Here is a 19,337-nt window from a genome sequence, read left to right on the forward strand (position 1 = left end):
CATGAAACTGAATTTTAAAGGAAAAATAAGCAGGATGAGTGCGGTCCTGCTCATCGTGGCAGCCATCCTGACGGGTGTCGCTGCATTCACCTCACTGTGGCGCATCGATATCGCGGCACCGCAGTATCCGGAGGGCATGTCGATGTTCATCGGAGGTCTCAAGGGTGTTAATGGCGGCGACGACGGCATCGACTTAGAGAAGATCAACGAGCTGAACCACTATGTCGGCATGGCGCAGATCCATCCGGGTGACTTCTGGGAGTTCTCCGCACTGCCCATTGTCCTCATCGCCTTTGCGGTATTCTTCATTGTAGCTGCCGTCATCCGAAAGAAAGGCTTGTCCATCAGCGCGCTGATCGCGTTCGGCATCTTTGGTGTGTTGGGCTTCATCGACTTCTATCACTGGACTTATGTCTACGGCCACAACCTGGATCCGACAGCTCCCATCAGGGTGCCGGGCATGGCCTATCAGCCACCGATCATCGGTGTGAAGCAGTTGTTGAACATGACCGTGATGTCACAACCCGACGTGGGCGGCTATCTGCTTTTTGTCGCCGGTCTGCTTGTCGCCTTCGTAGTGTTCAAGGAGATTGGCATCCTGGGCAGTAAAAAGAAGGGAGTCTGAATGAAGAAGACGATTCTCTGCAGCATCGTCCTATCAGTAATGATGCTTGCGGCTTGTTCGGTCAACGACAAGCCGCAGGCTATCCAAGCCGGTAAAGACAACTGCGACAAATGCGGGATGAGTATCGAAAAGAAGCAATTCTCCTGCGAGTTCATCACCGACAAGGGGAAGTGCTTCAAGTTCGATGACGCCACTTGTCTCTTCCACTATTTGCACGACAACCAGATTGGAGACTCGACGGTTGCCAAGATCTATGTGGCCGACTACGACCAGCCCGACTCATTGATAGACATCCGGAGGGCATCACTGGTGCTGGGCGAGTTCCAGACACCTATGAACGGCGGTGTGGCAGCGTTTAAAAACCATACCCACGCCGTGAAGTTCGCAAAGGATAACAATGCCATTCTCTTAGATTCATGGGAAAGACTCAAAATATCTCATTAAGGATTCCACCTCTTATCTCATTGAGTTTCTTTCTGCTGACCCTTCTCTTCCCCGCCCGGAGCAGCGCGCGCGTGCTCAAAGTAGGGAAGAGATTGCCGTTCACGACCATCAATGCGGCGCTCAAACACGCGAGGCCGCACGACACCATCAGGATTGCCGGCGGAGCGACTTATCGTGAGCGTCTCGTCATCCGCAAACCGTTGACGCTCCAGGGCATCAATTGGCCGGTAATAGACGGCTGCTACAAAGGCCATGTCGTGGAGGTACGGGCCAGTGACGTCAGCGTCTCCGGACTGAAGATAACGCACAGCAACCGCTCGTCGCGCTTAGACTATGCCGGCATCTTTGCGGAGAATGTAAGCAATGTCTCCATCACACACAACCTATTGAAAGACAATATGTTCTCCATCATGTTACAATCCACGTCACACTGCGCCGTGGAGCACAACCGTGTGGAGAGCAACATCACCCAGAACCCCATCATGGGCAGTGGCATTCACTGCTGGAAAGGATATGGGCTGCGCATCACCGACAATACCGTCGGGCACCACCGCGACGGCATCTATCTGGAATTTTGTGAGCATTCCTTCATCGCACGCAATACCATCAGTGATTGCGAGCGATATGGGCTTCACTTCATGTTCTCACATTACAATACATACATGCGCAATACTTTTCGCCGCAATAGGGCCGGGGTGGCAGTGATGTACACCCACAACGTCACTATGCTCAACAATGTCTTTGAGGACAACCAAGGCACCAGCAGCTACGGGCTACTCATCAAGGAACTGCAATATGCCCGCATCCAGGGCAATGTGTTCAGGCGCAACACCGTCGGCCTGATGATCGACGGAGGACAGGATCTGCTCGTCAAGCGTAATGAGGTGCGCGACTGCGGCTGGGGCATCCGACTGGTATCGGGAAGCAGCAACGACACCATCGTGCGCAACAATTTTATCGGCAACACGTTTGACATGACAACCAACAAGAGCTACAATGGCAACATCGTGGAAAACAACTACTGGGACAAGTACGACGGCTACGACCTCAACCACGACGGTAGGGGCGATGTGCCTTACCGCCCACTGAGCCTCTTCTCTTCTTTGGCGGAGCAGAACAGCGATGTCCTGCTCTTCTTCCGCAGCTTCCTGATGAACCTGTTGGAGCAGACCGAGAAAATCATCCCTACTGTGACGCCTGACACTTATCAGGACCACACGCCCAGCATGCGGCGCTGGGCGGTCTGACTCACAGGCGCAACGAAAACAACACTATGATAGAAATCAATCATCTCAACAAATACTACGGTCGCCAGCATGTGCTGAAAGACATCAACCTCCGGCTCGACCAAGGTCAGTGTGTTGCCTTCGTCGGGCCGAACGGCTGCGGCAAGACTACACTGATGAAAAGCATCCTCGGCCTCGTCACGCCACAGAGCGGTGAAGTGCTGGTCAATGGCAAGAATGCAGCCCGCTGCCCCGAATCGCGTGCTGTGATGGGCTTCATGCAACAGAACAGCAACTTCCCTGAGAACATGAGTGTGCGCGATGTCTTCAAAACGCTGATCGATGTGCGCGGATACCACGGTGAGCTGGACAAAGACCTATACAATGCCTACAGTATTGAACAGTTTGCCGGCAAGCGCACCGGCGCCCTCTCCGGAGGCATGAGGCAGAAAGTGAACGCCGCCCTGGCCTTCCTGTTCAACCCTGACATCCTGATCCTCGACGAGCCGACAGCCTCACTCGACCCGCTCTCCGCCAACATTCTCAAGGAGAAGATACGCAAGGAGAGTGGCAAGTTAGTGTTCATCACCAGCCATATCCTCAGTGAACTCAACGGCTTGGCTACACATATTATATTTATGGATGAGGGAAAAATACTGTTTTACAAGCCTGTACATGAACTACTCCATGACACAGGCAAGACAAACACACACGATGCCGTCATTGAATTACTGAACAAATGGGGAAAATAACAAAGATAATCCTTCTCGACAACTTGAAAAACAAGGTTGTCATCGCTTATTTTGTCCTGCTCGCACTCATATCGTGGACGAGCATGATGCTTCAGGACAACGAGACCAAAGGCGCCCTCACCATTCTCAATGTGGTGCTGTTCATCGCTCCGCTCATGTCGATGGTCTACACGGTCATTTATCTCTACGACAGCCGCGACTTCCTCACCATGCTGCTCTGCCAGCCGCTCCGTCGCCGCGATGTGTGGCAGAGCCTGTATGTAGGCTGCAGTGTCAGCCTGCTGTCCGCCTTTCTCTTGGGTGCCGGCATCCCCATCATCCTCTACGGCGACGTTGTCACATCGGCAGTGCAGCTGCTCATGGGGTGCGCGGTGACACTTATTTTCACCTCGCTGGCTTTTCTGATCGCCATGCTCACAAGCGAGAAGACCCGCGGCATCGGCGCCAGTCTGCTTCTCTGGCTGCTCTCCACCATGATCTACGATGCTGTTCTTCTCTTTCTGGTCTTTATGTTCAGCGATTATCCCATCGAACAGCCCCTGATAGGCTTGCTGATGCTCAATCCGCTCGACCTTGCACGCTTCCAGGTTGTTTTGAAGATGGATGTAGCGGCGATGATGGGTTACAGCGGTGCGCTGTTCAAGGATTTCTTAGGCGACACATGGGGTATGGTCGTATCGTCTGCTCTCTTGCTGGCCTGGATCATCCTGCCCTATGCCTGCTCGCAAAGGCTATTCAGCAGGAAGGACCTGTAGTATGAAGCAACCATCATTTTTATTTAGTCTGATCATAGCTCCGCCAGTTTCTCAGCCGGTATAGGACGTTCATGCTTCCTGGGCATCTTTACTTTAAACTTGTCAAAACCTTCGCCATAGACCCCGATAACGTTTGTCTCCGTGACGAAAGCCTTGGGATCTATCTCGTTGATGATACGGAAGATGGTGGTGCTCTCGCGCCGCTTGGCCATGATGAACAGCATTTTCACCTCGTGGCCGGTGTAGAAGCCGTACGCCTCAATGACTGTAGCGCCACGATGCGGGAAGACAGCGATACGCGAGGCTATCTCCTGATATTTGTCGGAGATAATGAAGAACTGCACGCTGCGGTGCAAGACGTTCACTACCTGGTCTATACAATAGGCGGTGATGAGCAGCACTACATAACCGTAGATGACTTGCTCGAAGTTATGAAAAACGAGATAAGACGAAGAAATGATGACGATATCACACATCATGATGACACGTCCAAGGGATATGTCACGGTATTTGTGCACGATGGCGGCAATGATATCGGTACCCCCCGTCGACCCGTTGAATGCCAGACCCATGCCTACGCCACTGCCGCAGAAGATGGCACCGATGATGCTTGCCATAAACGGCTGGTCAGCCAGCAGGCGCAACCCTCCGGCATTGCTGCGCGCGAATGTCGTCAGACCCGTGAGGACAAGCACCGCATAGATAGTCTTCACACAGAACCTCCACCCAAGAATCTTCAAGGCAATGAGCAGCAGAATGGCGTTGATGACAAAATAAGTCGTCTGTACGGGAATGCCGAAGCCCCAGTAAATGACTGAGGACACACCCGGTACCCCGCCTGTGGTAATATTGTTGGGCAAGAGAAATACCGTCCAACCGATACAATAGCAAACCATCGCAATGGTGATCATAAGGTAGTCACGCAATTCAGTGGTTAATTTCCTGCTGATTTTCATTTGTCGTTTCTCTATAGAATTAGTACGGCAAAATTAGTGATTTTAATTTTATAAGATGCCATATTCAGCATTTTTTTGCTTGAGTTCACCCTGCCTGTTCTCTATTATCTCCCCCCGTATCATCATAGACTGATGACCCTGAAGTGCAGCAGAGCGTTTCTCACGCCATCATCGTCGACACTCGTAGTGACGTAATCGGCCGCGGCCTTCACTTCCGGGCGCGCGTTGCCCATGGCCACACCGACGCCTGCCTGCCGGATGATAGGAATATCGTTGCCTCCGTCGCCGAACGCCATGGTCTCGTCAATGCGCAGATGATCATGCGCAGCCATGACGAGGAGTGCCTTGCCCTTGTCGGCCGCAATGTTTGTGATGTCGGTAAAAGCCGGATGCCAGCGGGAGCTGACACATGTAGGCAACCCGCACATCACTTCCCGCTCTTGCTGATCATCAAAGAACGGGCTCACCTGGAGGATGGGTTCCTTCAGGACATCGGCTAAGGGAGAGAAATCAAAATCGAGGTTCAGCCCCCTGCGAAACTGCTCCGTTAGTGCTTCCGAGTCGTTGACGACAGCGATATGCTCGGTACCCACGACGACAGCTGACTTGTGCCATCTCGTTGCCGTTTCAATGATTTCCTTCACGGATGCCTTGTCAATCTCATGGCAGTTGAACCGCTCTTTGCCAACGATGCACAAGGCACCTGTCGTCGTGATATAGCCGTCGATAAGATGCTTTATCTGTCCCAAGTTGTTGATAAATGGTAGCGGACGACCCGTGGAGATGTAAATCTTCATACCGTGTGCCTTCGCCTCGGTCAATGCATCCACTGCCGACTGGGGTATCTTGTGTGTCTTGAAGCTGACGAGCGTGCCGTCAATATCGAAAAACAAAGCTTTTATCATGTTGCTATCTGGTAATGATGATCTCCTTGTTTAGTCCTTCCGGCGTGCGGACCAACAGCCGGTGTGTCGTGCCCTTGCTGAGCGGGAACTGCTGAAAAGCCGCGAACGACCCGACAGCATGCCCGTCGATGGCGAGAATGATGTCGCCCGACCTGAGCCCTGCGAGATAGTCGGGGCTCCCTGGAAGCACGACACCCACGGCCGCCCTACCATCATGAGCAGGCACATAGGCCGTCGTGAGAGGCTTATTGCTCACTTCCACGCTGTCGCCCGCAGTGTAAGGCTGGAAACGGATATAGTGGCGGAAGCCGTTGATGATGACCGAACCGTAGTTGAGCATCGCCGCACCAATGCGGCTGGCACCACGTGTGGTCACCGCGTTGACGTCAAGAAACGAGAAGTCGTCCCACTTCAGCCGGTCGAGCTTGAGAAAGGCCACCTCGCCGCTCTGCTCCGCTCCTATGTTGCCAATGGTAATATTGCCCTTGACGCGTGCCTCCACCTGGCTGTTCACATTCTTGCTTTTATAGGCATGTTCGTCGAAGCTCTGCTTGTTCATCGCGTAGAGAATCTTTGAGCCCGTGTCAAAGAGCACCTCATCGTAATGACGCTTGAAAGGGCTGACCATGACGTAGGGTACCCACCATTTCAGCGTATAGTGCACCGCGTAACCAGCTTCCCCGTCGAAGAAGTTGCGGCGGTCGGTGAGTATCATGCGCTTATTGCGTGTGTCTATCTTGCAACAAAGCCCCTTGTTGAAGAGGTCGAAGCCGAGGACGGCATCATAGTCGCGCTCCATGGAAGAATGGAAGACTGTTGCGACATAGCCTGTGACGGTGAGCCTTCCCAACCTGAAGGCAGGCAGCTGCACCACACCCACAGTATCGCTCCGGCCCGCGGCGTCAAGGCTCACCACGCTGCCCAAGGCGCGCAGTCCCCTCAACGGCGCGTTGCCATAGACTACACCCTGACTCGATCCCGTATCAAGGCAGAAACGATAAGTCCGACTACCGGCAGTAGCATTGACGTAAATCTGGTCGTCGACCACGTCGATGGGAATAGTGTCCGCAAAGTTCTGCTCCGAGAACATAAAGTTGGTGCTGTAGCGATAAGTCTGCGCGTGAACGGCCAAAGACAGCAAGCCGGCAGCCAGACAAAGGTGTTTTCTTTTCATCTCCTCGCTCTTTTTGGTGCAAAGTTACTAAATAGTTTGTGGGGAAAACACAGAATGAACGAAAAAGTCAACCGCAGTCCCATCGTGCGACAACTGTCGCACGATCGTCAAGCAACTGTCGCACAATTGTCAAGCAACTGTCGCACGATCGTTCGGCAACTGTCAAACGATCGCACCTTAACCGCCAAACAATACGGATGTGCAATCGTTTGCGCATATTTTAGAGGTCTTTTTGCATGATATAAATCAAGAATATGGCGATTTTTCTATAATTTCGCAGCAATAAAGAAATATAACACTTAAAAGCTATGAACTTTCGTTTCAATGTAGATTACCGTACAAGGTTCGGCGAGGAAGTAGTGCTGAACGTTGTGAATGATGCCTCGGAGGGAGCTTCCTTGTCAAAGTTCCGCATGATGACACAAAATGGCACCCGCTGGAGCTGCGAGTTGAATATCCCCGCCGTGAAGGATCGCCTGTCCTATTATTATGATATTGAGAGCCAGGGAAGCTCGGAAAAGCACGAGTGGACGACCATTCTGCACACCTTGGAGCTCAACATAGTGAATGGCAAAGATTACACCGTTTACGACAAATGGCACGACATTCCCGAGGACTCTTACTTTTACAGCTCCGCGTTCACCGACTGTATCCGCACCTGTCGTGTGAAGAAACCCTCCCGGAGCACGTTTGCACGCGTCATCCGATTCATCGTCAGAGCTCCGCAACTCAACAATTCCAGCCTCGCCATCGTTGGCGACGGCGAGGCCTTAGGCAACTGGGACGCGGCAAAGGCACGCCCCATGACCGAGCACAACTATAATGAGTGGGCTGTCGACCTCGACGCTTCGTGGTTTGCCGGCGACACGATAGAGTTCAAATTCATAGCCGTCAACAACAGCGACAAGCAAGACGTGCTGTGGGAGGAAGGCTACAATCGCACGGTGAAGGTGCCGCCGCTCTCCGACGGACAAGTCGTGGTCTACGACCTCAGCCAGGCCTTCTTCCAAATCTATAACACCCGCGTGGCAGGCACACTCGTGCCGGTTTTCTCCCTGCGCACGAAAGAATCGTTCGGCGTAGGCGATTTCGGCGACTTGGAAAAGATGCTCGACTTCATGCGCGCAACAGGTCAGAAAGTGCTGCAGGTGCTGCCTGTCAATGACACCACCATCACGCACACCTGGACCGATTCTTATCCCTACTCGTGCATCAGCATCTTTGCCCTGCATCCGCAATATGTCAATCTCCACCGCCTGCCGCTACTCGACGACAAAGAGAAACGCGAGCACTATGACAAACTGCGCCATGAGCTCAACGCCTTGCCGCAGATCGACTACGAACGCGTCAACGATGCAAAGATGGCTTACCTACGTGATCTCTATGCCCAGGTGGGCGCAAAGGTTCTCGGCACCCATGCTTTCAAAGAGTATTTCAAAGAAAACGAACGATGGCTCGTGCCTTACGCACAGTACTGCACCCTGCGCGACAAATACGGCACCGCCGACTTCTTACAGTGGAAAGACCACAACCAGTGGGACGAGGCAGAACGCAAGCGTCTCTCTGAGCCGCATACGAAGGAATATAAAGAGGTGGCATTCTGGTATTACGTGCAGTTTGTGCTCGACTCACAGATGAAAGCCGTGCACGAGTACGCCCGCCAGCACCATGTCATTCTCAAGGGTGACATCCCCATCGGCGTGAACCGCTATGGCTGCGACGTATGGACGGAGCCCCGTTACTTCAATCTCAACGGGCAGGCGGGAGCGCCACCCGATGCCTTCTCCACCAACGGCCAGAACTGGGGATTCCCCACTTACAACTGGGAAGAGATGATCAAGGACGGCTGCCAGTGGTGGGTGCGCCGATTCAAGAACATGGCCCGCTATTTCGACGCCTACCGCATCGACCACGTACTCGGTTTCTTCCGCATCTGGGAGATACCCTCCAACGCCGTCCACGGACTGTTGGGGCAGTTCTCTCCCGCCCTTGGCATGACGGCTGATGAGATTCGCGGCTACGGACTCAACTTCCAGGAAAAGCGCTTCACAGAGCCATTCATCACCGACTGGGTGCTCGACCGCGTCTTCAAAGAGCGCGCAGACGAAGTCAGAGAGAAGTATCTCGACCGCATCGACGGTGAGCGATACAAGATGAAACCGCAGTTTGACACGCAGAAGAAGATTCAGAAACTCTTCGAGAACGTCACCGACACACAGGAGCTCAACTTCCGCGACGGGCTCTACGCGCTCATCAGCGACGTGCTCTTCGTGCGCGACCGCTCAGACAGGAACAAGTTCCATCCGCGCATCTCCGCACAGTTCGACTTCATCTACGAGAGTCTTTACGACAACGACAAGGGCGCCTTCAACCGCCTCTACAACGATTACTACTATCGCCGCAACAACCAGTTCTGGTATAGCGAGGCGATGAAGAAGCTGCCGGTGCTCGTGCAGGCCACACGCATGCTGGCGTGTGCCGAGGACTTGGGCATGGTACCCGACTGTGTGTCTTGGGTGATGAACCAGCTGCGCATCCTCTCACTGGAGATCCAGTCGATGCCGAAAGACCCGCATGTGCGCTTCGGGCACCTGTCGTCCAACCCTTACCGCTCGGTCTGCACCTTCTCCACACACGACATGTCCACCATGCGCCAGTGGTGGGATGAGGACTGGAACCGCACGCAAGAATACTACAACTCCATGCTCTACCATCAGGGTCCCGCGCCCCATCCGCTGCCGGGGTGGCTCGCACGCGACATCCTCTCGTGCCAGCTCACCTCGCCCTCAATGCTTTGCGTGCTCAGCATCCAGGACTGGATGGCCATGGACGAGCAGCTACGCCTCGCTGACGCCGACAGGGAGCGCATCAACGTGCCGGCCATCGTGCCCTACTATTGGCGCTACCGCATGCACGTCAACATCGAAGACCTCATCAACAGTGAGAGTTTCGCGCAGAATATCAAGGACTTAGTACTGGAAAGCGGAAGATAAAACGCCGCACACCATCCCCTCCCCCAACAAAGGGAGGGGAACAATATATATCAAGAAATTTAAAGTTATGAAGATATTGACTTCTATTGCAGCCGCATTGTTGCTGCCTCTTGCTGCCTTAGCTCAGACCGTGAAGTCACCTGACGGCAACGTCTCACTGTCGTTCTCGCTGACGGGCAATGGTGTGCCGACCTATGAAATGTCGTACAAAGGCAAGCCGGTGGTGAAGCCGTCCCATCTCGGTCTTGAACTGGCCAAGGACAGACACGCTTCGAAGGGCATCCATGAGACCTCGCTTATGGACGGCTTCACGGAGACCAACAGCAAGACGTCCACTTTCGACGAGACATGGACACCTGTGTGGGGACAGTTCGGAAAGATTCGCAACCACTACAATGAGCTCGCCGTCGACCTGCTGCAGCCGCAGACCAAGCGGCGCATGACCATCCGTTTCCGAGTCTACAACATCGGAATGGGACTGCGCTATGAGTTCCCACAGCAAGACGCGCTGGTCTACTTTGTTATCAAAGAGGAGCATACGCAGTTCGCCATGACCGGAGACCATACGGCCTGGTGGCTCCCTGGCGACTACGACACGCAGGAGCAGGAGACACAAGAGAGCAAGCTCTCCGAGATACGCACGCGCTTCCACGACGCGGTCAACTGGGGCAACTCTTCCGTTGCCGTTTTCTCTCCGACAGGTGTGCAGACGGCATTGCAGATGAAGACGCAGGACGGGCTGTACCTCAACATCCATGAGGCAGCCTGTATCAACTATGCTACGATGCATCTGAACCTCAACGACAAGAACATGGTGCTGGAAAGCTGGCTCACACCCGATGCTACGGGCATGAAAGGATACATGCAGACTCCGTGCAACACACCGTGGCGCACCGTGGCCGTGAGCGACGACGCCCGCGATATGCTCAGCGAAGCCAACTCAATGATCTACAATCTCAATGAGCCATGCAAAATAAAGGACACCTCTTGGATTCATCCAACGAAGTTTGCCGGTGTGTGGTGGGAGATGATTGTTGGCCGCAACTCATGGAATTACACCGACGAATATCCCTCCGTAAAGCTCGGTCAGGTGGATTACAGCAAAGCAAAGCCCAATGGTCGACATGGTGCTAATAATGAGGAAGTAAAGAAATATATCGACTTTGCTGCAAAGAATGGTATCGACGAAGTGCTTGTTGAGGGCTGGAATGTCGGTTGGGAAGACTGGGCAAACCATTATAAGGATTATGTCTTCGACTTTACCACACCTTATCCTGACTTTGATATCAAGGCGCTGAACGACTATGCCCACAGTAAAGGCGTGAAGCTAATGATGCACAACGAGACATCCAGCTCGACGCTAAACTATGAGCGACACCTGCCGGCAGCCCTTAACCTCATGAACGAATACGGTTACGATGCTGTGAAGACGGGCTATGTCGGCGACATCATTCCTCGCGGTGACTATCATTTCTCACAATCGATGAACAACCACTATCTCTATGTTGTCAAGGAGGCTGCCAAGCATCATATCATGGTCGACTCTCACGAGGCTACCCGTCCTACCGGCATCGGTCGTACATGGCCAAACTGGATTGCGGGAGAGTCAGCACGCGGCACAGAGTACGAAGCCTTTGGAGGCAGCCGTCCCGACCACACTGTCATCCTGCCGTTCACACGTCTGCAGGGCGGCCCAATGGATTATACGCCCGGCATTTTGGAAACACAGCTGAAGACCTGGAGCAATAATCCCTCGTATGTTCACACAACACTCGTCGGCCAGCTCGCCCTCTACCTCGTCATGTGGGGCCCGCTGCAGATGGCCGCTGACCTGCCGGAGAACTACGCCAAATACGACGACGCCTTCCAGTTCATCAAGGATGTCGCCGTCGATTGGTCGGACAGCAAGTATTTAGAGGCTGAGCCTGCCCGCTATATCACCGTGGCGCGCAAGGCCAAAGGCTCAGACAACTGGTTTGTAGGCGGCAAATGCAACGAGGCTGGGCACAAGAGCACTGTGAAATTCGACTTTCTCGACAAAGGTCGCAAGTATGAAGCAACGATCTATGCAGATGCCAAGAATGCTTCTTACGATAAGAATCCGAAAGCCTATGTCATCACCAAGCGAACCATCCACAAGGGTGATGTGCTGCAGATGACGGAGGCCTCCGGCGGCGGTTTCGCCATCTCGCTGAAGGCTTTATAATGAGATGAAATCCCTGGTAGGGAAAAATGTAACACGATCACTGTCACAATCTATGCAATTCAGAAACATCATTCTCTCAGCATTGTTGCTGCCAGCCTCGCTGATCACTAAGGCACAGGACTTTAGATTCAATGAGGTGAGCTACACACCCCGCCGGACGGTGTTCAGGCTCTTTGCTCCGACTCAGACAAAGCGCGTCGTGCTGAACATCTATGCCCATGGCGATGCCGCGGCCGATGCAAAGCCATTAGCCACAAAGCGCATGAGACGCGTGGGCAAAGACCTGTGGGCCGTGGAGCTCAAAGGAGACCAAAAGGGAAAGTTCTACACCTTCAACATCGGCCGTGGCGAGACTCCCGGAGTGTTCGCCAAGGCGGTAGGTGTCAACGGCAAGCGTGGATGCGTGCTCGATATGGGCCTGACGAACCCCAAAGGATGGAGCCAAGACCATGTCCTCGCGCTGCCGACCGCAAACGCCACACACAAGACTCCCAACTATTCCGGCCTCGTCATCTATGAAATGCACCACCGCGACTTCTCTATCGATGCCTCATCAGGTCTGCAACACAAGGGAAAATTCCTCGCTCTGACCGAGACAAAGGCCATCAATTATCTTAAAAGGCTGGGCGTGAACGCAGTCCACATCCTCCCATCTTTCGACTATGCCTCCGTGGATGAGACGCAATTGAACAGGCCTCAGTACAACTGGGGCTACGATCCACTGAACTATAACGTGCCCGAGGGGAGCTACAGCACTGACCCTTACGACCCCGCCACACGCATCCGTGAATTCAAAGAGATGGTGCAGGCACTGCACAAGGCCGGCATCCGCGTCATCCTCGACGTGGTCTACAACCACACTTTCGACCTGGAAAACAGCAATTTCCAGCGCACTTATCCGAATTATTTCTACCGTTTCACAAAAGACGGCAAGCCCAGCAACGGCTCTGGCTGCGGCAACGAGACAGCATCGGAGAAGCCGATGATGCGCAGATTCATGCTTGAAAGCGTGAAATACTGGGCGAAAGAATACCATATCGATGGCTTCCGCTTTGATCTCATGGGAGTTCACGATATTGAGACAATGAACGACATCCGCAAGGAGCTCACTGCTCTGAACCCGAATATCTTTGTCTATGGAGAGGGCTGGAGTGCCGGTCAGTGCGCTTACCCCACGGGATGGCTTGCTGTCAAGGCTCATATCAAACAGCTGCCGGGCATCGCCGCCTTCTGCGACGACCTGCGTGACGCGCTTCGCGGGCCTTTCTCCGATGACCACAAAGGAGCATTCCTCGCCGGAGAGCCGGGCTCAGAAGAGAGTCTGAAGGCTGGCATTGCAGGCATGATCGCGCATCCGCAGGTCGATTACGCAAAGGTGAACTACTCCAAAGAGCCGTGGGCCACGGAGCCGACACAGTGCATCAACTACGTCAGCTGCCACGACGACATGTGTCTTGTCGACCGCCTGAAAGCCTCCGTGCCCAACATCACCACCGACGAGATCATCCGTCTCGATGAGCTTGCACAGACGGCCGTGCTCACTTCACAGGGCGTGCCCTTCATGCTCAGCGGCGAAGAGATGCTGCGCGACAAGAAAGGCGTGCACAACAGCTTCAACTCTCCCGACAGCATCAACGCGCTCAACTGGAACAATCTCAAGACGTATCCGCAGGTATTCAACTATTATCAGGGCCTCATCGCCCTGAGGAGCCATCATCCGGCCTTCCGTTTAGGCAGCGCGACACTCGTGCGTCAACATTTGGAGTTTCTCCCTTCGCAGGACTGTCTGGTCGCCTTCCGGCTGAAAGGCCATGCCGGCAACGATACCTGGAAGAACATTATCGTCATTCTCAACGCGAACAAACAGCCGCGCGAGGTGGCCATTCCCGAAGGCAACTACACTGTCGTCTGCCGAGACGGCATCATCAATGAAGCGGGATTGGGCACTGTCCAAGGCACAAAGGTCAGCCTACCCGCACAGACCGCCATCATTTTACACGAATAATTCAAGTTGATTGCATTTTCCCCAAAACTTCTTAAAATAGTAAGTTTTGGGGCATTATTTTGTCTAATTATTACTAACTTTGTCTCTATACTCTATCAATCATATGGACAATTTCATAGAAATCAACAATGTCACGAAACGATTTGAGAACCATGTAGCACTCAACAACGTGTCGCTGTCAGTGCGCCGTGGCAAGATTTTCGGCTTGTTAGGGCCCAATGGCGCGGGCAAGACGACGCTGATCCGCATCCTGAACCGTATCACCGCACCCGACAGCGGCGAGATACTGTTCGACGGACAGCTGATGACCGCGGGCGATGTGGCGCGCATCGGGTACCTCCCCGAGGAGAGAGGACTGTACCGAAAGATGAAAGTGGGCGAACAGGCCGTCTATCTCGCGCAACTAAAAGGCCTAAGTCATCTGGAAGCTGAGACGAGATTGAGAAAGTGGTTCAGCAAGTTCGGCATCATGCCCTGGTGGAACCGTAAGTTAGAGGAGCTCTCTAAGGGCATGGCTCAAAAGGTCCAATTCATCATCACCGTGCTTCACGAGCCCGAACTGCTCATCTTCGACGAGCCATTCTCCGGCTTCGATCCCGTCAATGCCGAACAGCTGAAGCAAGAGATTCTCAGCCTCAAGGAGCAGGGACACACCATCATCTTCTCCACCCACAATATGGCGAGTGTGGAGGAGATCTGCGACGACATCGCCCTGATCAACCATTCTGAAGTGGTGCTGCAAGGAGAAATGCGCGGCATCAAGGAGAAGTTCCGCACGGGTCTCTACGAATTGAAAACCGCCCAGCCGCTCCCTCCCATGGAGAATCCGCCTTTCACCATCACCGTCCACGACTCCGTCTTAGGGCTGGAACACTACGTCATTCAGGCCGGTGAAGGCCTGACGGGCAGCGAACTCGTGCGCATGCTGAGCCAGGAAGCCGATGTGCGCTATTTCTCAGAGCAGGTACCCTCGATGAACGACATCTTCCTCAAGGTCATCGGAAAGCATACACAGTGGAACGAAGAACAGATAGAAAACAAGCAATGAACAAGATACTCATCATCATCCAGCGCGAGTTTCTGAAACGCGTGCAGAAAAAAGGCTTCATCATCCTCACCATCGTCATGCCTTTTCTCATGGCAGCACTCATCTTTGTGCCGCTGTGGCTCTCGTCCATACAGAGCGACGAACAGCAACACGTAGCAGTCATCGACCCTTCAGGCGTCTATGTCAAGGCGCTACAAGGCTCAAAGGCCTTCCTTTTCAGCGCGCAACCGGTCATGACCAAGGAGATGCGCTCCGAGGATTCACCCTTCGACGCAGTGGTGTCCATTTCCGGAGACTTAGTAAAGAACCATGGAAGGGTGACCATCTACAGCTGTAAGGAAGTGCCAGCCAATTTGCGCGACTATGTCCAGACAAAAGTTGACGAGGCCGTACAGCGACAGAAGCTCTCTGCCACAGGTATCGCCGGGCTCGACAAAATCATCGACAACGTGCAGAGCAACGTGCCCTTGGAGACCGTGAAATGGAGCAAGGAGGGTGACGAACAGACATCGAGCACCGACGTCGCCATTGCCGTGGGCTCCATTTTCACCTTCCTCATTTATATATTCGTTATCTCTTATGGGGGCATGGTCATGCAAAGCATCATTGAGGAAAAGACCAATCGCATCGTCGAACTGTTGGTGAGCAGCGTCAAGCCCTTCCAGTTGATGATGGGAAAAATCATCGGAGTGATGCTCGTCGGGCTGGCACAGATGGCGCTTTGGGGCGTGATGTTAGCGGTCATCCTGACAGCAGCGTCCGCGATCTTTGGCCTAAGCCCCTCTCCTACCATGGGTGCAGGACCAGGCTTGAGCTCTTCCACAGCTCCCTTCACACAAGAGACACAAGACATCTTAACGGCCATTACCAACCTTCCTTTCACGGAAATCGGCATCATGTTTATTCTCATGTTCGTGGGTGGCTATCTGCTTTACGCCAGTTTCTTTGCGGCCACGGGTGCCAGCGTCAACGAGCAGGAGGACTCCAACCAGTTTGTCATCCCCGTGACGATGATCACGCTGTTCGGTCTCTACGCCGCGATGTACAGCATTGAGAACACAGACGGTCCCCTGGCTTTCTGGGCATCGCTCTTCCCGCTCACCTCTCCCATCGTCATGATGGTGCGCATACCGTTTGGCGTACCGTTGTGGCAGGAGGCCCTCAGCGTGGTGTTGCTTTATGCCACCGCTTTGCTGATGATATGGTTAGGCGGCCGCATCTACCGTGTCGGTATTCTTATGTACGGCAAAAAGCCGAACATGAAAGAGCTGATCAAATGGATGAAATATAAATAACAAGCGTCAGCCTCTCGACAGACACCTTGCCAAGCGGCATAATGCCCTCATGCCGATAAAGTTGAGCAGCCACAGTTTCAGGCTGCCCGTGAAATGGAGGGCAGGTAAAAGAATATCGGCCGTGTTGCCAGTGTAGATGTAAGTCTGCAGCTGAATGTCAAGCACGTGCCGATAGTACTCCCTAAAGCCCCGACACGACGACAGCTCCCCACTGGTGAGGATGGAGAGATGGGCGTCAAGCAAGTCGCGGTATGCCTCGCCATCCGCCTTCTGGGTGATTCCGTCAGGGTTGAGCGTGTAATGATAGCAGCCTTTAGATGTCGTGACTACCCGCCTGGCCACATGAATGAGCCGCCACAATGTAGGCACGTCCTCAAACCTCCTGCCTTTTGGAAAGCGCACTGCAGAGAAAAGCTCACGCCGATAAATCTTATTGCATGCGTAAGTATGGGCATAGGCTTCCGCCTCCAACCAGTAGGCTGTCATATCCTGATAGACACTGTCGGGCAAGGTGAAGGCTGCTGAACCCTTGCGCAATTGTCGTGTAAGGGAGTACTCCAGAATGTCGGCACCCGTTGTTTCCGCCAGCCTCAACAGCTCAGGATAGGTCTCCGATGAGAGGTAATCGTCAGAGTCAACAAACGTGATGTATCTGCCCCGTGCCACGCTGATGCCGGCATTCCGTGCCTCCGACAGTCCGCCATTAGGCTGATGAAGCACGCGGACTCCTTTCTCAGTGTATTCATCACAAATCTGCGGAGAGGCATCGGTAGAGCCATCATCCACAAGAATTACCTCCATGCCGTCAACTCCCTGTCCCTGTGCCAAGACGCTGTCAACACACCGCTTCAGTGTGCCGGCGACATTATATACGGGGATGATGACAGAGAGGAGCATCAAAACTCTATAATCAGTGCTTCGCGCTGCGTGAGCGGCACATTCCTGGTGAGATCAACGGTCTTGCCGGTGATGACATCGCGGGCAGTGGTGTGTCCTTTGATAACTTCAGCATAGCGTGCCACGTTGAGCTCATTGGCCGAGTGCTTGCCGTTGAGGATGGTCAGCGCCGTTTTCCCCTGATATTGCCGTGCGATAACATAGACCCCCTTATAAGGAATAAACTGCGTCTGCGTGCCCTTACTGATGACTTCGTTGCCCTGTCGCCAGTGGAGCAGGCGGCTCTCCCACGCGAACATGGCGTTTTCGGCCCTGGTGCGGCCGTCGGCGGTGAAGCAGTTGTGTGTGTCGCCGGGGAATCCGCCTGGGAAGTCTCCGCGCACATAGCCGTCAGTGACTGCCTTTGTGCCGTTCATCAGCACCTCCGTACCGTAGTAGAGCTGCGGAATGCGGTTGATGGTGAGCAGTAAGGCCAGTGCCTGCTTGAGCATGGTGGAGTCTTTGGTGTCGCCAAGGAAGCGGTCGGTGTCGTGGTTCTCAATGAACGCCAGCACTGAAGAGGGATTAGGGTAAAGATAATCGTAGCAAAGCGAGTTGTAGATGCGGTTCAGGCCGTTCCACCACTCGTCAGTCTCTTCGCGCTTAGCCTGGTTGAGCTTGTCGAAGAAAGAGAAGTCCATCACCGTCTTCAGGTAACTGTTGACGGGTGAGAGCTTCGAGTCTTTCTGCCATGCGGCGGTGTACTGCGGCTCCGTGACCCAGGTCTCGCCTACCGTATTGAAGTTAGGATATTCGGTGTCGATGGTCTTCATCCACTGCGCCATTGCCGCACGGTCGGCATAGGGATAAGTATCCATGCGGATGCCGTCGATGTTGGCGGTCTCTATCCACCACTCACTGTTCTGGATGAGATACTTGATGACATGCGGATTGCGCTGGTTGAGATCAGGCATCGACTTGACAAACCATCCGTCGGTAGTCTCTGCCTTGTCCACTTTGGATGCGTAAGGATCGAGCACGGGGGTGAGCTTATAACTCGTCTGCAGGCCATAGTTGGGATTATTGAACCAGTCTTTCGACGGCATGTCACGGTTCCAGATATGGTAGTCGGAGCAATGGTTGAAAATCATGTCCATCACGACCTTGAGTCCCCGTTTGTGACACTCGGCTATAAGCTGCTTATATTCTTCATTGGTACCGAAGCGCGGGTCCACTTTGTAATAGTCGGTGGTGGCATAGCCGTGGTAAGACGAGTTGACGCCCCCGTTAGGCCAGTCGTTCTCCAGGATAGGCGTGAACCACAGCGCCGTCACGCCCAACTCGCTGAAGTAGTCAAGATGCTGGCGGATGCCCTCCAAGTCGCCTCCGTGTCGCAGCGAGGGCTTCGTGCGGTCACAGGTCTGGTCGCGCATGCCTTTGACCACGTCGTTCTTCAGGTTACCATTGGCAAAGCGGTCAGGCATGAGCAGGTAGAGCACGTCGGCGTTGGTGAAGCCGTGACGAGCCTCACCGGCCATCGTGCGCTCCCTGAGCTCATAGCGGATTTCCCTTCCGTCGAGCTTCAGCGTCATCTCTCCGGCTTTGGCTCCACGGAGGTTGAGATAGACGAGAAGATAGTTGGGCGAATCGAGCCGTACCACGGAGTCGACGGTTACACCCGGATAATCGGTAGTGACCCTGCGCACGTCGCGGATGTCCTTGCCGTAGAACATGAGCTGGAGCGACGGATCCTTCATGCCCGCGAACCAGTTGGCAGGGTCGACGCGCAGAGAGGGAACTGCATGCATGATTGACATGGTAAGAATCAATGTAAGTGTGAATAATAGTCTTTTCATGATTGCTTTGATAGTTACTTGTTGATTGGTGTCTGAAGAGTAGCTTGTTATGATGCGTCCACCGGAATGGGGCTTCACACTGCAAAGCTACAAAAAATCCCCGTCACGGGGGGCAATTACAAGCAGAATAATCGGAATAAATTGTGCGAACGTCATACCGCTGATCGTTCGACAGCTGTCGCACAATCGTCAAGCAATTGCCGCACGATCGTTCGGCAATT

At 53.7% G+C, this 19,337-nt stretch carries 15 protein-coding genes; 10 read left to right on the forward strand and 5 right to left on the reverse strand.

The features are described from left to right. The first annotated feature begins 1 nt into the window (after position 1). Genes PREMU_RS10615 through PREMU_RS10635 form a run of 5 tightly spaced genes read left to right on the forward strand, consistent with a single transcriptional unit; the run spans position 2 to position 3,802 of the window. The gene (locus tag PREMU_RS10615; RefSeq protein WP_156804000.1) at positions 2–625 is read left to right on the forward strand and encodes a hypothetical protein; all 624 of its coding nucleotides are present in this window, start codon (positions 2–4) and stop codon (positions 623–625) included. Beyond that, positions 626–1,069: a nitrous oxide reductase accessory protein NosL gene (locus PREMU_RS10620; protein WP_007575221.1), complete on the forward strand. Its 444-nt coding sequence runs from the start codon at positions 626–628 to the stop codon at positions 1,067–1,069. Beyond that, entirely contained in the window at positions 1,042–2,316 is a 1,275-nt protein-coding gene (nosD, locus tag PREMU_RS10625) for a nitrous oxide reductase family maturation protein NosD (protein ID WP_007575222.1), read from the forward strand. Before PREMU_RS10620 ends, nosD begins: the two co-directional genes overlap by 28 nt. A gap of 26 nt (positions 2,317–2,342) precedes the next feature. Beyond that, positions 2,343–3,047 carry an ABC transporter ATP-binding protein gene (locus PREMU_RS10630; protein WP_007575223.1) on the forward strand — a complete coding sequence of 235 codons (705 nt, stop codon included), beginning with the start codon at positions 2,343–2,345 and terminating at the stop codon, positions 3,045–3,047. Then, the gene (locus PREMU_RS10635) at positions 3,035–3,802 is read left to right on the forward strand and encodes an ABC-2 transporter permease (RefSeq protein WP_007575224.1); all 768 of its coding nucleotides are present in this window, start codon (positions 3,035–3,037) and stop codon (positions 3,800–3,802) included. The genes PREMU_RS10630 and PREMU_RS10635 overlap by 13 nt, the downstream gene beginning before the upstream one ends. Positions 3,803–3,834: 32 nt before the next feature. Here PREMU_RS10635 and PREMU_RS10640 read toward each other — a convergent pair whose 3' ends face one another. From PREMU_RS10640 to PREMU_RS10650, 3 genes are all read right to left on the reverse strand, one after another. Further along, entirely contained in the window at positions 3,835–4,758 is a 924-nt protein-coding gene (locus tag PREMU_RS10640) for a YitT family protein (RefSeq protein ID WP_007575225.1), read from the reverse strand. Positions 4,759–4,880: 122 nt separating this feature from the next. Further along, positions 4,881–5,663: a Cof-type HAD-IIB family hydrolase gene (locus PREMU_RS10645; protein WP_040558311.1), complete on the reverse strand. Its 783-nt coding sequence runs from the start codon at positions 5,661–5,663 to the stop codon at positions 4,881–4,883. A gap of 4 nt (positions 5,664–5,667) precedes the next feature. Further along, positions 5,668–6,837 carry a PDZ domain-containing protein gene (locus PREMU_RS10650; RefSeq protein ID WP_007575228.1) on the reverse strand — a complete coding sequence of 390 codons (1,170 nt, stop codon included), beginning with the start codon at positions 6,835–6,837 and terminating at the stop codon, positions 5,668–5,670. Positions 6,838–7,145: 308 nt separating this feature from the next. Here PREMU_RS10650 and PREMU_RS10655 point away from each other — a divergent pair, with 308 nt between their 5' ends. From PREMU_RS10655 to PREMU_RS10675, 5 genes are all read left to right on the forward strand, one after another. Then, positions 7,146–9,830: a 4-alpha-glucanotransferase gene (locus tag PREMU_RS10655; RefSeq protein WP_007575229.1), complete on the forward strand. Its 2,685-nt coding sequence runs from the start codon at positions 7,146–7,148 to the stop codon at positions 9,828–9,830. Between the two features lie 67 nt (positions 9,831–9,897). Further along, complete coding sequence (locus PREMU_RS10660) at positions 9,898–12,036, forward strand: glycoside hydrolase family 97 protein (protein WP_007575230.1); 2,139 nt, start codon at positions 9,898–9,900, stop codon at positions 12,034–12,036. A 52-nt stretch (positions 12,037–12,088) separates the two neighbouring features. Next, entirely contained in the window at positions 12,089–14,041 is a 1,953-nt protein-coding gene (pulA, locus tag PREMU_RS10665; RefSeq protein ID WP_007575231.1) for a type I pullulanase, read from the forward strand. Positions 14,042–14,144: 103 nt separating this feature from the next. Then, complete coding sequence (locus PREMU_RS10670; RefSeq protein ID WP_007575233.1) at positions 14,145–15,089, forward strand: ABC transporter ATP-binding protein; 945 nt, start codon at positions 14,145–14,147, stop codon at positions 15,087–15,089. Then, positions 15,086–16,384, forward strand: a complete 1,299-nt coding sequence (locus tag PREMU_RS10675) for an ABC transporter permease (RefSeq protein ID WP_007575236.1) — start codon at positions 15,086–15,088, stop codon at positions 16,382–16,384. Before PREMU_RS10670 ends, PREMU_RS10675 begins: the two co-directional genes overlap by 4 nt. Positions 16,385–16,390: 6 nt before the next feature. Here PREMU_RS10675 and PREMU_RS10680 read toward each other — a convergent pair whose 3' ends face one another. Both PREMU_RS10680 and PREMU_RS10685 read right to left on the reverse strand, forming a co-directional pair. Beyond that, positions 16,391–17,281, reverse strand: coding sequence for a glycosyltransferase family 2 protein (locus PREMU_RS10680; protein WP_007575238.1), 891 nt, complete (start codon positions 17,279–17,281; stop codon positions 16,391–16,393). Beyond that, complete coding sequence (locus tag PREMU_RS10685) at positions 17,281–19,116, reverse strand: glycoside hydrolase family 13 protein (RefSeq protein WP_007575241.1); 1,836 nt, start codon at positions 19,114–19,116, stop codon at positions 17,281–17,283. The genes PREMU_RS10680 and PREMU_RS10685 overlap by 1 nt, the downstream gene beginning before the upstream one ends. Between the last annotated feature and the right edge of the window lie 221 nt (positions 19,117–19,337).

The organism is Hallella multisaccharivorax DSM 17128 (assembly GCF_000218235.1).
Classification (GTDB): Bacteria; Bacteroidota; Bacteroidia; order Bacteroidales; family Bacteroidaceae; genus Prevotella; species Prevotella multisaccharivorax.